The organism is Patescibacteria group bacterium (genome assembly GCA_028707065.1).
Classification (GTDB): Bacteria; Patescibacteriota; Patescibacteriia; order Patescibacteriales; family WJLG01; genus JAQTUZ01.
This window is the reverse complement of record JAQTUZ010000011.1, coordinates 1-14,256: the sequence shown is the minus strand read 5'-3', so window position 1 is coordinate 14,256 and position 14,256 is coordinate 1. Positions and strand designations below refer to the sequence as shown.

Annotated in this window: 12 protein-coding genes; 7 read left to right on the top strand and 5 right to left on the bottom strand. The window is 45.2% G+C overall.

Features of this window, described 5'->3' with window-relative positions; all coding sequences use genetic code 11:
• Window positions 1–32 precede the first annotated feature (32 nt).
• The 7 genes from PHE24_04320 (at window position 33) to PHE24_04290 (ending at window position 6,675) form a co-directional block, all read left to right on the top strand.
• The gene (locus tag PHE24_04320; GenBank protein MDD4902338.1) at window positions 33–401 is read left to right on the top strand and encodes a hypothetical protein; all 369 of its coding nucleotides are present in this window, start codon (window positions 33–35) and stop codon (window positions 399–401) included.
• A gap of 100 nt (window positions 402–501) precedes the next feature.
• Window positions 502–1,530 (top strand): phenylalanine--tRNA ligase subunit alpha, encoded by a 1,029-nt coding sequence (gene pheS / locus PHE24_04315; protein ID MDD4902337.1) that lies wholly within the window; start codon window positions 502–504, stop codon window positions 1,528–1,530.
• Between the two features lie 41 nt (window positions 1,531–1,571).
• Window positions 1,572–1,943 carry a four helix bundle protein gene (locus PHE24_04310; GenBank protein ID MDD4902336.1) on the top strand — a complete coding sequence of 124 codons (372 nt, stop codon included), beginning with the start codon at window positions 1,572–1,574 and terminating at the stop codon, window positions 1,941–1,943.
• Window positions 1,944–1,995: 52 nt separating this feature from the next.
• Window positions 1,996–4,425, top strand: coding sequence for a phenylalanine--tRNA ligase subunit beta (pheT, locus tag PHE24_04305; protein MDD4902335.1), 2,430 nt, complete (start codon window positions 1,996–1,998; stop codon window positions 4,423–4,425).
• Between the two features lie 260 nt (window positions 4,426–4,685).
• Entirely contained in the window at window positions 4,686–5,078 is a 393-nt protein-coding gene (locus PHE24_04300; GenBank protein ID MDD4902334.1) for a hypothetical protein, read from the top strand.
• A 94-nt stretch (window positions 5,079–5,172) separates the two neighbouring features.
• Complete coding sequence (locus PHE24_04295; protein ID MDD4902333.1) at window positions 5,173–5,556, top strand: hypothetical protein; 384 nt, start codon at window positions 5,173–5,175, stop codon at window positions 5,554–5,556.
• A gap of 51 nt (window positions 5,557–5,607) precedes the next feature.
• Entirely contained in the window at window positions 5,608–6,675 is a 1,068-nt protein-coding gene (locus tag PHE24_04290; protein MDD4902332.1) for a nuclease-related domain-containing protein, read from the top strand.
• Window positions 6,676–7,146: 471 nt separating this feature from the next.
• Here PHE24_04290 and topA read toward each other — a convergent pair whose 3' ends face one another.
• From topA to der, 5 genes are all read right to left on the bottom strand, one after another.
• Window positions 7,147–9,405 (bottom strand): type I DNA topoisomerase, encoded by a 2,259-nt coding sequence (gene topA, locus PHE24_04285; protein MDD4902331.1) that lies wholly within the window; start codon window positions 9,403–9,405, stop codon window positions 7,147–7,149.
• Between the two features lie 106 nt (window positions 9,406–9,511).
• Window positions 9,512–10,612, bottom strand: a complete 1,101-nt coding sequence (gene dprA, locus PHE24_04280) for a DNA-processing protein DprA (GenBank protein MDD4902330.1) — start codon at window positions 10,610–10,612, stop codon at window positions 9,512–9,514.
• A 529-nt stretch (window positions 10,613–11,141) separates the two neighbouring features.
• Entirely contained in the window at window positions 11,142–11,537 is a 396-nt protein-coding gene (locus tag PHE24_04275) for an NUDIX domain-containing protein (GenBank protein MDD4902329.1), read from the bottom strand.
• A 98-nt stretch (window positions 11,538–11,635) separates the two neighbouring features.
• Window positions 11,636–12,175 carry an aminoacyl-tRNA hydrolase gene (pth, locus tag PHE24_04270; protein ID MDD4902328.1) on the bottom strand — a complete coding sequence of 180 codons (540 nt, stop codon included), beginning with the start codon at window positions 12,173–12,175 and terminating at the stop codon, window positions 11,636–11,638.
• A 113-nt stretch (window positions 12,176–12,288) separates the two neighbouring features.
• Entirely contained in the window at window positions 12,289–13,845 is a 1,557-nt protein-coding gene (gene der / locus PHE24_04265) for a ribosome biogenesis GTPase Der (GenBank protein ID MDD4902327.1), read from the bottom strand.
• Window positions 13,846–14,256 lie beyond the last annotated feature (411 nt).

Sequence of the window (14,256 nt, the reverse complement as noted above, 5' to 3'; positions counted from 1 at the left end):
AAAAAATGACGCTTAAGAGCTACTTATTACTAATGATTTTCACCACCCTGGTCTGCTGGGGGATTTTTGTCGGCGTGGTGATAACTATTGATCCGAATACTACCAACTGGCCGGGGTTCATTATGTTTTATGCTTCGTTATTTTTAGCCATACTGGGTACGAGTACGATCTTCGGCTTTTTATTCCGTTTTTTGTTGCTAAAACAACAGCTGGCCTTTCGGGCGGTAGGGGAAGCTTTTCGGCAATCATTTTTATTCGCCATTTTGATCATTGCCGCCTTATTCCTTTTATCCCATCATCTTTTCACCTGGCTGAATATAACCTTCTTGATAGCCGGCCTTGCTTTATTAGAATTATTTTTAATATCTTATTCAAGATCGAGGATATTAAGGACAAAGTAAGATTGCTTCATTGTCGCATTGTTTCATTGCTAACTGTTCTAAGATCGTCGCGCAACAATGTAACAATGCAACAGTGTAACAATTTAATAATATATTCGATATGAAAAATAAATTAGAAGATTTGCAGAAGAAAATTTTGGAGGAATTGGATAAGGCCAAGAGCGGGGAATTGCTTAACGAGCTGGAGATAAAATATCTCGGCCGCAAAGGCGAATTGTCCAATATTTTGCGCACCATCAAAGATTTAGGCGAAAAGGAGCGTCAGGAAATCGGCGCGCTGGCCAATTCGATTAAAAATGACGTGACCGCCAAATTCGAGGAGATCAAACGGGAAGTCGAAGGCAAGGAAACGCCCGCTGATTTTGTCGATGTCACGCTGCCTGGCAAAAAAATCGAACGAGGCCACCTTAATCCGATTTCCATAATTCAGGCGGAAATGGAGGATCTATTTATTTCGATGGGTTTTTTGGTGGCGGACGGACCGGAATTGGAAAGCGATTATTATAATTTTGAAGCGCTGAATATTCCCAAGACTCATCCGGCCCGCGACATGCAGGACACTTTTTACATCGACAAGAAAAACGCCGACGGCGAATATGACCTGCTCCTTAGGACGCACACTTCGCCGGTGCAGGTGCGGGCGATGCAGAAATACGGCGCGCCGCTGAAGATCGTGGTGCCCGGCCGCTGTTTCCGTTCGGAAGCGACCGATGCCCGCCACGAGCACACTTTATATCAGTTTGAAGGATTGCTGATCGATAAAGATATAAATTTTTCCCATCTCAAAGGCGTGCTGGAAATGGTCGGGAAAAAATTATTCGGTCCGGATACGAAGTTGCGCATGCGCCCGAAGTTTTACCCCTTTGTCGAACCCGGAACTAATGGCGAATACACTTGCTTATTGTGCAAGGGAAAGGGCTGCCGCCTTTGCAAGAATTCCGGCTGGCTGGAAGTCATCGGCGCCGGCTTGGTTCATCCCAATGTTTTGCGCGCCGGCGGAATTGATCCGGAAATCTATTCCGGCTTCGCCTTCGGCTTCGGCTTATCCCGCTTAGCCCAACTTAAATATGGAATAGACGATGCCAGATTGGCGATGAGCGGAGATATGAGATTTCTTTCGCAATTCTAGCAAGGTTCTTAGTCAATTAGTTAATTAGTCAATTAGTTTTTATGGGAGGGGGTTTAGAGAAATTAAAAATCTATAAGCTATCAGTCCGCTTGGAAGTTTTTGTTCATCGCGTAGTTGACGAAAAATTTCCCAAGGAAGAAAAATTTCGCGGCTCTGACCAGTTAAAGAGATCGTCATCTTCGTCATCTGATAATATAGCCGAAAGTTACGGAAAATATTCATTTGGAGCTAAGATAAATAATTTGTTCATTGCCAGGGGAGAAATGATGGAAACGAAAAGCGGGCTAGAACGCGCCTTTTTGAAGGGTTTTATTTCTAAAGAATTATCTGAATTCGCAGTAAATAAATATATTGAATTATTAAAGCAAACAAATTGTTATATAAATTTTTTGAAACATAAAAAATTAAAATAGTTAATGGAGGTTTCTTGTAGACTAAGTGACTAATTAACTAATCAACTAATATATGTTTTTATCCCTCAATTGGCTTAAAGATCTAGTGAACATACCCAACTCGGTATCGCCGGAAGAACTTGGAACTAAATTGACTAACTACACCGTCGAAGTCGAGAAGATCGAAAAGCAAGCGGCGCGGTTTGATAATGTCGTGGTCGGCAAAGTTTTGGAAGTCAAAAAGCATCCTAATGCCGATCGGCTTAATTTGACGCGCGTTGATGTTGGTGCCAAAGAGCCGCTCGCGATCGTTTGCGGCGCGCCCAACGTTTCGGCGGGTCAATTGGTGCCGGTGGCCAAAGTCGGCGCAGTCTTACCCAATGGAATGAAAATCGAGGAGCGCGATGTCCGCGGCGAAAAGTCTTTTGGGATGATCTGCGCTGAAGACGAATTGGGTTTGGGCGGAGAACATGCCGGCATAATGGTGCTCGGCAAGAAAGTCAAAGTCGGCCAGCCGTTCGCCGAATATCTAAAATTAGACGATGTTGTTTTTGAAGTTGATAATAAAAGTCTGTCCAACCGCCCGGATCTCTGGGGGCACCTCGGCATGGCCAGAGAAATCGCCGTGCTCCTGGATTCTAAAACGACCAAAGAATTTAAAAAATTTTTGACCGGCAAAATTGAAGATAGCGAGAGCCTGGGAAAATTATCAGTCAAAGTCGAAGACGATAAGCTCTGTCCGCGCTACGCGGCGGTGAAAATTTCCAACGTGGAGATCAAGGAATCGCCCGAATGGATGCAGCAAAGATTGACCGCCGCGGGAATGAGGCCGATCAATAATATCGTCGATGCGACAAATTATGTGATGCTGGAATTAGGTGAGCCGATGCACGCTTTTGACGCCGCCCTAGTTCAGGATATTGTCGTAAGGCGCGCGGGAAAAGATGAAACCATCAAGACTTTGGACGGTATTGACCGCATTTTGGATAATTCGATGCTCGTTATTGCCGATAAAGAAAAGGCGATCGCCATTGCCGGCGTGATGGGTTCGGAAGGAAGCGAAATCAACCAATCAACCAAAGCGATTATCTTGGAAGCGGCGAATTTTGATGCCTCATCGATTCGAAAAACTTCCACTAAACTCGGTTTGCGCACTGAAGCCTCGATGCGTTTTGAAAAAGCGCTTGATCCGAATATCTGCGACGCGGCCCTGGCGCGCTGCTTCGAGTTGATTACGGAAACTTGCAAGGAAGCTGAAGTCGATAGCCAAGTCGCTGATTTGAGCAATTTCACCATCAAGACCGGGCCGATCGAATTTGATCTGAACTGGGCCGCGAAAAGATTAGGGGAAGATTTAGGTAAAAAACAAATTATTAAAATATTGGAAGCGCTGGGTTTTGAGGTGGACAGCGCCGGCGCGCATCTTTTGCGCGTGGCGATCCCGACCTGGCGCGCCACCAAAGATATTTCCATCCGCGAAGACGTCCTGGAAGAGATTGCCCGCGTCCACGGCTACAATAATTTTCCGATCAGCATGCCGGTTCTGGAAATGAGAGCGCCGCTCGTCAACGAAGAAAGAAAGTTGGAGCGCAAGATAAAAAATATCCTGGCCTTGGGCGCCGGTTCGACTGAAGTTTATAATTATTCTTTCGTCGGCGAGGAAAAATTGAGCAAATTGAAACTCAACCCGAAGGGTTATATCCGTTTGGTCAATCCGATCGCCAGCCATCAGACCATGCTGCGGCAGAATCTGCTGGAAAATTTGGTCGATAACATCAAATCTAACCAGGCCAAATACGACAGATTAAGTCTGTTCGAAGTCGGCAGCATTTTCTGGGATTCAGTCGGCCGAATCAATAAAGATTCTGATCAGAAAGAAAATTTACCTTTTCAGATAAAACATTTGGGCTTGATCGAGGCCGGCGCTAAGGCCGCGGAAGCTTATGATAAAGTCAAAGGCAAGTTGGAATATCTTTTGGAAAATTTTGATCTTGAAGCCAGATTTGAAGGAAGCGAGATGACCCCGGAATGGGCAGACAAGAGAACTTTCGCCAAAGTGATCGTTGCCGGCGAGGAGATCGGCTGGGTAGCTAATCTGCCCCGAGCGATCGCCGCTTCTTTGGGCGTCAAAAAGGAAACCGCCGCGCTGGAAATTGATCTGGAAAAACTGACCAAGATAATCCTGTCGCTGCCCGGAAAGATGTATGCCAAGCCGAATAAATATCCAACCTTAGAGCGCGACCTGGCTTTTGTGGTCAAGGAAAATGTCCTGTATAATAACATCAAAGCTGAAATTGAAAAATTCGATATCTTGATAACCAAAACGGAATTATTCGATGTTTATCAGGGCAAGAATCTGCCGGCTGGCCAGAAAAGCCTGGCTTTCCATGTCACCTATTCTTCGCCGGACCGGACCTTGGAATCCGCCGAAGTCGATGCCTTGCAGGAAAAATTAATCAATCATCTTAAAGAAAAATACGACGCGCAGATCAGGAATTTTTAATTCCCCTCCTGCCTGAGGAGGGGTTGGGGGTGGTGGGAGCGGGGGTGGTTTGCCGCTGTGAACGCCGCGCCTCACACACCCCGCCTCGCCCCGCCCGAGGCGGGCAAGCGGGCTCGGCACCCCTCTCCCACGCATCGCTTCGCTTTGCGGGGCAGGCAAGAGGGGACTTCGCAACGAAATAATATATTTAGTCCCCTCTAGAGAGGGGTGGCGCGAAGCGCCGGGGTGTGTTACAGCCGGAAGTAAATATTACGGAAATTATGCAGGAAATTAAAAAAATCAAAAAATTATCCCTAGCTAATATCATCGCCTTAATCTACGCGCTGTTCGGTTTTGTTGCGTCTTTTTCGGTGACAATTTATTCTTTGCTAACCGTAATCACCCAAAAGCCGATGGCCGATAAGCTTCTTATATATATGGCGACCAATTTGGGCTTGGGTTTTCTGATTGCTCTCGCCGCCGCGCTTATTGCGGGCATCATGGGCTGGCTGCTCGGATTAGTAATCGCCGCCTGCTATAATTATCTAGCCCGGCAGATCGGGGGAGTGAAGGTTGAATTGACGGAGGAAACTGTTGGCGAGGGGACAAAAGAGAAACCCGCCTTCGCCAAGGCTACGGCGGGCAAAGAAAAACAAGAACTTTTTAAATATTAATTTACTTTGTCATCCCCGCGAAAGCGGGGATCCAGTTTCGGGCCTCGAAATGATTTTCTGGATTCCCGCTTTCGCGGGAATGACTTTCAATTTTATGTTTTCGACTAGCCACGACATTTTGCTTCTGACTATCGCCGCCTGCGTCGCCGCCTTCACGATCTTCCTCTGCTGGGGGATGTACTATCTTGTCGCGATGGCGCGCAACTTTTTTAAGATCGTCAAAGACATTCGCCGCATCATCGATAAAGCCGAGGGCGTGGTCGATGCGCTCAAGGAAAAAATCAATTCCAGCGCCGGATATTTATATCTAATCGGCGAAGGCCTCAAGAAAATCGTCGAGATCGCCAAAGCCTGGCACGCCAAGCAGGGCGGCGAAGAATGCGAATGCGACGACGATGAAGAATGCGATTGCCAGGAGTGCGCCGAAGAAAAAGCCAAGGAAGAAAAGCCGCGGAAAGTAAAGGTTAAAGAGAAATAGAAATATAAAAGCCGCTCCTTTTGGGGCGGTTTTTGAATTATTTTTATTAATATGGCTACGACATATAATCAAATTGGATCACTAACTGAACTTTTAAGTAAATTGGGCGAGCGAAAAATAGACGATTTTCAAACTTTAGAAGATATTCGTCTTTTTAGAAGAAATTATCAGGGTTCCTTAGAATTAATAAAACAGAAAAACAAGGAACGTTTATTACAAGACATAAGCAGGTTGGAGTCTGAATATGCAAAATTTTCGCTAGAGCTAGATAGAGCGACAAAAGAAAGAAGGCAGTTGTTAGAAAAAGAAAAGGTAGATATTTTTCAGAAAATAGCTTATTTGAAAAAAACAAATAATCCTATAACAGAATTCATTTCTTGGTTTAAAAGAAAAAAATTACTTAATAGGATGTCAGTTTTGGAGTTAAATTTCGAAGAGGAAGTTAAAAAACCTTTTCGTCATGAGATTAAGGTAATTGAAGCATTAAAGAAAGAGCATGAAGATAAAAGCAATAATACTGAAAAATGGATTGATTCCCTATCAGAAGCAGAAATAGATAGGATGAAATTTGTGTTATCAGTTCTTGATGAGAATAAAAATTTATTTTACGGTGCAGAAGGGGAAGAACGTGCTTTTAGTGAACTTTCAAGACTTCCCGATTCTTATTTTGTTATAAATGATTACCGTAGAGAATTTTATCGGCCAATTTATGACAAGAGAAATGATGACCGGATTCATTCAATACAAATAGATCATATAGTGGTTGGTCCAACTGGTATCCATATCGTTGAAACGAAAAATTGGAGTCAGGCGTCTGTTGAAAATCTTGATTTATTTTCCCCGGTAAAGCAATTGCGCCGTTCCAGTTTTGCCATGTTCGTTTTATTAAACCAAGCCGTAGAAAACGGTGAATTAAATGTATTTAACATAAGTTGGGGCGGTCAAAAGATATCACCAAAGAATATTATTTTATTGATGAATCATAAACCATCAGAAGAGTTTCAATATGTAAAAATATTATCCCTTAATGAGATTAACAGACATATTATTTATGGAAATAAAGTTTTTTCAAATACAGAGGTTGATGCGTTGGTAAAATATTTAAGAGCAGAAGAATAATCATTTTTAAAAAAATCGTTAGCAAATTGTTGGCGATTTTTTTAAATAATATTCATTGTAGTGCGCATTGGAAAATTTTGGATTAGACGCGCAGCGTACCACCGCCGCTGGCGGGGCAAGGAAACCGTGCCCCGCCAGCGGCGGGGCTAGGTTTCATAGCGGAGCGTCCCAAAATTTGTTCAGCGCGCAAGTCCCCTCTCGAGAGGGGTGCCCGAGCGATTAGCGAGGGCGGGGTGTGTTATTTGCGCCACTTTTTTTTAAAAAAGTGGCAAAGATTTTTGAAATAATGTCAGAGGAATAAACCCACCCCGCCTCGCCGGGCTCGGCACCCCTCCCAAGAGGGGAAAACCACCCCTAGCCCCTCCTTCGTAAGGAGGGGGACAAAAAAACCGTCTACCCTAGGCAGACGATTTTTTTATAGAGAGAACTTGAAATTTTTAAAACTAATTAACCAATTAACTAATCAACTAATTACTTCTTCTCGTATTCACACTCCTTGCTCGAGCATTTGAGGCCGTCTTTGCCTTCCATTAAGAGTGCGCCGCACTCGGGGCATTTCTCTTCAACCGGTTTGCCGGAGTAGGCGTTCTTGCATTCAGGATAATTGTTGCAGGCGTAGAAGATGCCGCGGCGGGAGCGTTTTTGCACTATTTCGCCTTTGCCGCAGGCCGGGCAGGTGATGCCGGTGCCGACCTTATTCTCTTCCATATTCTTGATATTCTTGCATTTCGGGTAGGCGGAGCAGGCGAGGAACATACCGAAGCGGCCGTTGCGGATGATCATCGGCGAACCGCACTTTTCGCAGACCTCGGCTTTGTATTTTTCTTTTAGGGCGTCCATCTGCGCGGTGATCTTTTCGTCCTGGCCGTCGTTTTTGCCGTCTTTGTTTTTGTCCATCGATTTGATGTTCTTGCATTTGGGGAAACCGGAACAGGCCAGGAATTTTCCATAGCGGCCGGTCTTAATGATCATCGGCGAACCGCATTTGTCGCAGACTTCGTTGGATTTTTCTTCAGGCATAATTTTATTCTTATCGACCTCGTCATATTTGGCCGTTAAATTTTTATGGAAGGGCTGATAAAAATCATTGATCACCGGCTGCCATTTCTTTTCGCCTTCGGCGACCGCGTCCAGATTATTTTCCATATCAGCGGTAAATTTAAAATCAACGATCTGAGGAAAATGCGCCACTAAGAGATCATTGACGACAAAGGCGATCTCGGTCGGCTTTAATTTCTTGGCATCATCGCGCTCGACATAATTTCTTTCAATGATCGTGGCGATGGTCGGCGCGTAAGTGGAAGGGCGGCCGATGCCGTATTCTTCCAGTTGTTTGACCAAGGTCGCGTCGGAATAGCGGGCTGGCGGCTTGGTAAAATGCTGTTCGCCGCCGAGCGATTCAAGCTTAACCTCTTCTTTTTCCGCCACGGTCGGCAGAATATTGTCGGAAGTTTTTTCCGGATAGATCTTCAGATAGCCGTCGAACACCAAAGTCTGACCGGTGGCGCGGAATTGATAAGGAGTATTTTGCGCGTCGATATTGATCGAAGCCGAGTTGACGATCGCTTCCGGCATCTGCGAGGCAATAGCTCTTTGCCAGATCAATTTATATAGCTTGAATTGGTTGGGAGTAAGCGATGCTTCCAAAGATTCCGGAGCGCGGCTGGCTTCGGTCGGGCGGATCGCTTCATGCGCTTCTTGGGCGCCCTTGCTCTTGGTCTTGAATGTCCGCGGCTCGGCGATTAGATATTTAGCGTCAAAATTATTTTTCAAATAAGCCTGGGCGTCAGTCAGGAATTTTATCGATAAATTCAGCGAGTCGGTTCTCATGTAAGTGATCAAACCGACCTGGCCCTCGCCGGCTATTTCCGTACCTTCATATAATTGCTGGGCGATCATCATCGTCTGTTTGGCGGAAAAGCCCAGGATCGAGTTGGCCGCCTGCTGCAGGGTCGAAGTGGTGAACGGGGCGGGCGGATTTTTTTTGCTTTGCTTCTGTTCGACACCGGCTACTATATATTTAGCATTATTCAGATCGGCTAAAATCTTATCAGCTTCTTCTTTGCTCTTGATGGCCAATTTTTCCACGGTCTTGCCGTCGATCTTGTTGAGCGACGCTTCAAAGCTTTCACTCTTGGCAGTCAAGAATTTACCCAAGATATCCCAATATTCTTCCGGTTTGAAGGCCTGGATTTCCCGTTCTTTTTCAACGATCAAGCGGACGGCGACTGATTGGACGCGGCCGGCGGACAAGCCGCGGGCGACTTTTTTCCAAAGGAAAGGGGAGAGTTCATAGCCGACTAATCTATCCAGAATGCGGCGCGCCTGCTGGGCATCGACCAGGTTCAGATCCAGTTCGCGCGGAGTTTTCAAAGCTTCTTCGATCGCTTCCTTGGTGATTTCATGGAAGGCGATGCGTTCGGTTTTTTCGGCCGGAATATCCAAAGCTTCCAGCAAATGCCAGGCGATCGCTTCTCCTTCGCGGTCTTCATCGGTCGCGAGTATGACTTTGTCGGCTTTGGCCGCCAATTTTTTCAATTTAGTGACATTTTTTCTGGCCGCGGTCGGTATAATATAGGAAGGCGCGAAATCGTGCTCAATATCAATACCCATCTCGCTTTTAGGGAGATCGCGCACGTGGCCGTAGGAAGATTCGACGGTAAAACCTTTGCCCAAGAATTTGGTGATGGTTTTAGCCTTAGTTGGAGATTCAACGATGATTAGATCCATAAATGGTTACATTGTTAAATTGTTACATTGTTGCGCAACGAAGTTAAAGTTTTAACAATGTAGCAATGCAACAATTTAACAATATAGGTTTTTTTATGAAAAGATTCTAATTAGCTAGTATGTAATTCCCGCCGCCGACATTTTTTACGGCTTTTTTCAGTTCCAATATTGTTAGTGTACTATTTATTATTTTTGTGTCAAGTTGAGTGGCGCGGATGAGTTCGTCAGTATGAATCGGTTCGCAGGATAATTTTTCCAGAATTTTCCTTTCATCGATGTTGAATTGCGAGAAATCTTTGGGAGAATTTTCCGGATTTTTTTCGGAAAAAAATCCAAAAGATTCCAAAATATCATCAGCGGAAAATATTGGTTTTGCCCCTGATTTTATTAAGTTATTCGGGCCTTCGGAAGACGGAGAAAAGATGTTTCCTGGCACGGCCATGACCTCGCGGCCTTCTTCCAAGGCGAAGCGCGCCGTGATGAGCGAACCGGATTTCTGGTTGGCCTCGACAACGAGCGTTGCTTGGGCTAATCCGGCGATGATCCGATTGCGCTGGGGAAAGTTTTGCCGGAGCGGCGGAGTGCCGGGAGGAAATTCGGAAACTACGCTTCCGCCTCGGGCGATAATTTGTTCGGCGAGCAATAAGTTTTGCGCCGGATAGATGCTTTTTTTATCAATTCCTGACCCAAGCACGGCGATCGTCCGGCCGCCTGCCTTAACTGTTTCCAATTGCGCCAGCGAATCAATGCCGATCGCCAAACCGCTGACTATTAATATCTTGTGGGCGACCAGCGGCGGAATTATTTTTTCGATCGCCTGCTGGCCGTAATAAGTGCATTTGCGCGCGCCGACCACGGCCAAAGTTTTCAGGCCATTAAGCGCAAGATCACCTTTATAATACAGAAGAAAAGGCGGATAAAATATTTCTTTAAGCAATTCGGGATATTCATCTTCCTCAAGCGAAATGGTCTGGATATTTTCCCGCGCCAAATATTCGGCGATTTTTTCCGGCACGATATTTTTTCTCTCTTGAGAAAATTCCAGCGCGGTTTTTTCTTCGATTCCGGCGCGAACGATTTCTCCAACCGGAGCATGAAAAATATTTTGCCAGGAAGGAAAATAATTTTTTAATTTTTTCAAGCTGACCGGGCCGAATTTTCGAAAATAAGTCAGGGCGACCAAATAATTTTTATCGGCAAAATTCATAATATTTGGCTAATATTTGAATTATTAAAGCAATAATCATTTTGCACTTGACGGGATTTTTTACTATGTTAATATAATACGACAATTGATATTTTCATTTCACGATTTTTAGCGTTCGGCTTGCCGCCTGTTTTATCGGTTTGTGGATGCATTCCTCCTTGTTCATTCACTCGCCGTAAAGCAAGCGGCAAAGCGAACGTTATCTATTGTATCACGAAAGATTAATATTTGACGACAGCCTGGGGGGACTGGCGCCTGGAGTTCTGCTTGAAAGTAGCTTTGTTGGATCGCCCCTCCTTGATTCGGCTTAGCTTTAAAAAGGGCAACCTTGCTTTTAAGCAGAATTGCGCGCGGCAGAACGCAGAAGCAAAAAGTAAAAAACAAAAAGTAAAAAATTTAAAATAAAATCCGGTTCGAGGCCGGTTTTTTTGTTTTGCGGTTTTTGCCATGCAGCAGTCTCGCCGCGGACTGCTGCTGATTGCGGTCGCGTCGCAGTCCGAGGCGAGACTGCGACAAGGCAAATAGGTTTTTAGTATTTGTTTGCAATGTATTTGAGAACTTCCAGATCGTGGCCGAAAATTTTTAATTGGGTTGCTTCAGGAAGAGCATACCAGCCCAAATCTTGCCCTTCGCCCAAAGTGATTTTTTTATTCAGATCATACTCTTCCATAAAAACATATTTTTCGTTATTGTCGCCGTGTGATAAAAAGTTTTGCTTCATTATTAGTTTTGGATTGCTAAGCGGGTATTCTAATTCTTCCAGAGCCTCTCGTTTTACGGCTTGCTCCGGAGTTTCTCCATCTTCGATCGGGCCGCCGAAAAATGCCCAATAGCCAGGCGTCAATCTTAAATTATCCGCATGATGCTGGAGCAATATTTTTTTATCTTTGTCGAAAAGAATTATAACGGCTACGTTGCGCACCATAAATATTTGGTGATTAGAGTTTTCGCCATGCCGCAGTCTCGCGTCGGCGGACTGCGGCAGCCCCCTGATCGGGAGACTGCCGCATGGCAAAGCAAAAATTAAATTTTTATAGTTCTAATTAAATTACCGATTTTTTCTTTTTCCTCATTGCTGAATTTCATCAAGACGAATTTGTCGGCCGGAATTTGGCCGCGGTCGGCGGATTTGATGCCGAGGCGGATGCGCTGGAAATTTTTGGTCTTGAGATGATCAATGATCGATTGCACGCCCTTATGCCCGGCCGAGCGGGAATCAACGGAAATTTTGTAGGTGCCGAATTCAATATCCAGATCATCATGAATGACGGTTAATATTTGGGACAGATCGGCGCCTTTGGCTTTCAAAATTCCCAAAGTTTTGGGAAGCAATTTATAATAAGACAGGACTAAAGCGACCGCGACGCCCGATTCATTCATAAAAGTTTGCGGTTTCACGAAAAAAACGCCCCGGCTTTCGGCCAGCTCGGCCTTGAAGTGCTTGTTGAATTTCCAAGTCGCTCCGGCATCGGCGGCTAATTTATCGACCAGCATAAAGCCGGAATTGTGGCGCGTATTTTCGTATTCCTGGCCCGGGTTACCTAAGCCTACTATTATTTTCATATTTTTAATATGATGCTAATCCGCAAATTTACGCGAATGCCGCGAATGGATGCTAATAAAATATTCGCATTGATTTGCGGCATTCGCGCCCATTAGCGGATTCGCATCATGTTTTATTTCCGTCTTGCCGCCCTGAATCTTCTCGGTACGGCCGGCGGGCGGCCGGGGATGGCGCGCTTGCGGCCGGGCAAGCCCATTTGGCCGTGAACTTTCGGTTTGTTCGACACAAAAATTTTGATCGGCACGCCGTTGAAGCCGTATTTCTCGCGCAATTGATTAATGATAAAGCGGGTATAGGAAAAATGCAGATTGTCATCGGGGCCGATGCGGACTTCAAAAACCGGCGGGTCGATGCCCTCCTGTTTGAATTCATAAATATGCGGCGGCCGCGTTCCTTTGCCTTTGGCCGGGCGGTGGATTTTGACGATCTTGGAAAGAAAATGCGCCAACTGTGAATTGGATAATTGGATTTTTCTGGCCGCTTCCAATTCCAGAATCAGATCAAATATTTTCTGTACCTTCTCGCCGGTCTTGGCCGAAGCGAATTGGATCGGCGCCCAATTGGCAAAAGGAAAATGATCGCGAATTTCCGCCGTATATTTTTTAGTATTCCTTTCTTTGACCAAGTCCCATTTATTGGCGATGATGATCAAACTTTTGCCGGCTTCCACGATTTCTTCGACCAGTTTGGCATCCTGATGGGTTAAAATTTCATTAATATCCAAAACAAGCAAGACGATATCCGAGCGGCGCAACGTGGCCAGAGATTTTTCCACGCCGTATTTTTCCAAACCTTCGGCCTGGTGCGCGTGCTGGGAGATTCCGGCTGTGTCGATTAAAATAATTTTTTTGCCCAGATATTCCAATTCGGTGTTCTGCGGTTCGCGGGTCGTATGGGGAATCGGCGAGACGATCACTTTTTCATAACCTAACAAAGAATTCAAAAGCGAGGATTTGCCGACGTTCGGTTTGCCCAGCATGCAGACGGAGATTTTTTCCTCTTCCTCGGTTTTTTCTTTGACGGACAATTTTTTCTTTTTCAAGAATTTGGCAATGAGATCCAAAAGATCGCCGGTGCCTGAACCGGTCACGGCGGAAATCATAAACGGTTCGCCCAAACCGAGTTTGTTGAATTCAGCCGCGTCAGCCTGTTGCGCCTGTGAATCGACTTTATTGGCAACGAGCATTATTTTTTTTTCGATTTCGCCGGTCAAATTTTTCCGCAAGACATTGATCATTTGCCGGTCGGCAGGCAAAATGCCGGTTTTATTATCAACGACAAAAAGTACCAGGTCGGCTAACTTTAAATATTGCACCGCCTGTTTTTGGACTTTGATATTGATCTCTTCCTCGGTTTTGATCTCTTTGCCGCTTCCCCTCTTGGGAGGGGTGCCGAGCCCGGCGAGGCGGGGTGGGTTTTCAGTCGATATAGGTTTGCGTTTATCGAAAAGTGTTTCCTCGTTAGGGTTGATGATGCCGCCGGTATCGATCAATTCAAAAGCAAAACCGCCCCAGCGGACGATATTGACGTTGCTGTCGCGGGTCGTGCCGGCGATATCGGAGACGATCGCCTGGTGCTTTTCGACCAAAGTGTTGAAAAGCGTGGATTTACCCACATTGGTCCGGCCGAAAATGACCACCAAGGGCAATTTTTTCTTAGTTTTAGGCATATATTTCAAGTATAGAGGAGAAAATTAGATGTAGCAATAGATAAAAAAAGGCTATTCATCAAAAATCTTTGCCACTTTTTTTAAAAAAAGTGGCGCATCCCGCAAAAATGACGGGACAAGAAAAACTGCGCGCAAGGACAAATTTTGGGACGCTGCGCGTCTTATCCAAAATTTTTCAATGCGTGCTACAAGGGGAATTAATTTATTTTTATCGGAAATAAAAACAGCTTCAACCAATTAACCAATTAACTAATATACTAGTAATGTTTTTAAATAAAAAACAGGGATAGTTAACCCCAATTTTTTACTTTTAACTTATTACTTTTTGCTTACTGTGTATTCGCCGTTCCCGAGTTGGTTTTGTCCGCGTCTTGGCCAAGCACTAAGACGAAGTCGGGTTTTTCCTGGCCG

Bases quoted from the DNA above. Each gene is read 5' to 3' on its own strand.
- PHE24_04320 (MDD4902338.1), top strand. From the start codon at position 33: ATGATTTTCACCACCCTGGTCTGCTGGGGGATTTTTGTCGGCGTGGTG.
- pheS (MDD4902337.1), top strand. From the start codon at position 502: ATGAAAAATAAATTAGAAGATTTGCAGAAGAAAATTTTGGAGGAATTG.
- PHE24_04310 (MDD4902336.1), top strand. From the start codon at position 1,572: ATGGGAGGGGGTTTAGAGAAATTAAAAATCTATAAGCTATCAGTCCGC.
- pheT (MDD4902335.1), top strand. From the start codon at position 1,996: ATGTTTTTATCCCTCAATTGGCTTAAAGATCTAGTGAACATACCCAAC.
- PHE24_04300 (MDD4902334.1), top strand. From the start codon at position 4,686: ATGCAGGAAATTAAAAAAATCAAAAAATTATCCCTAGCTAATATCATC.
- PHE24_04295 (MDD4902333.1), top strand. From the start codon at position 5,173: ATGTTTTCGACTAGCCACGACATTTTGCTTCTGACTATCGCCGCCTGC.
- PHE24_04290 (MDD4902332.1), top strand. From the start codon at position 5,608: ATGGCTACGACATATAATCAAATTGGATCACTAACTGAACTTTTAAGT.
- topA (MDD4902331.1), bottom strand. From the start codon at position 9,405: ATGGATCTAATCATCGTTGAATCTCCAACTAAGGCTAAAACCATCACC.
- dprA (MDD4902330.1), bottom strand. From the start codon at position 10,612: ATGAATTTTGCCGATAAAAATTATTTGGTCGCCCTGACTTATTTTCGA.
- PHE24_04275 (MDD4902329.1), bottom strand. From the start codon at position 11,537: ATGGTGCGCAACGTAGCCGTTATAATTCTTTTCGACAAAGATAAAAAA.
- pth (MDD4902328.1), bottom strand. From the start codon at position 12,175: ATGAAAATAATAGTAGGCTTAGGTAACCCGGGCCAGGAATACGAAAAT.
- der (MDD4902327.1), bottom strand. From the start codon at position 13,845: ATGCCTAAAACTAAGAAAAAATTGCCCTTGGTGGTCATTTTCGGCCGG.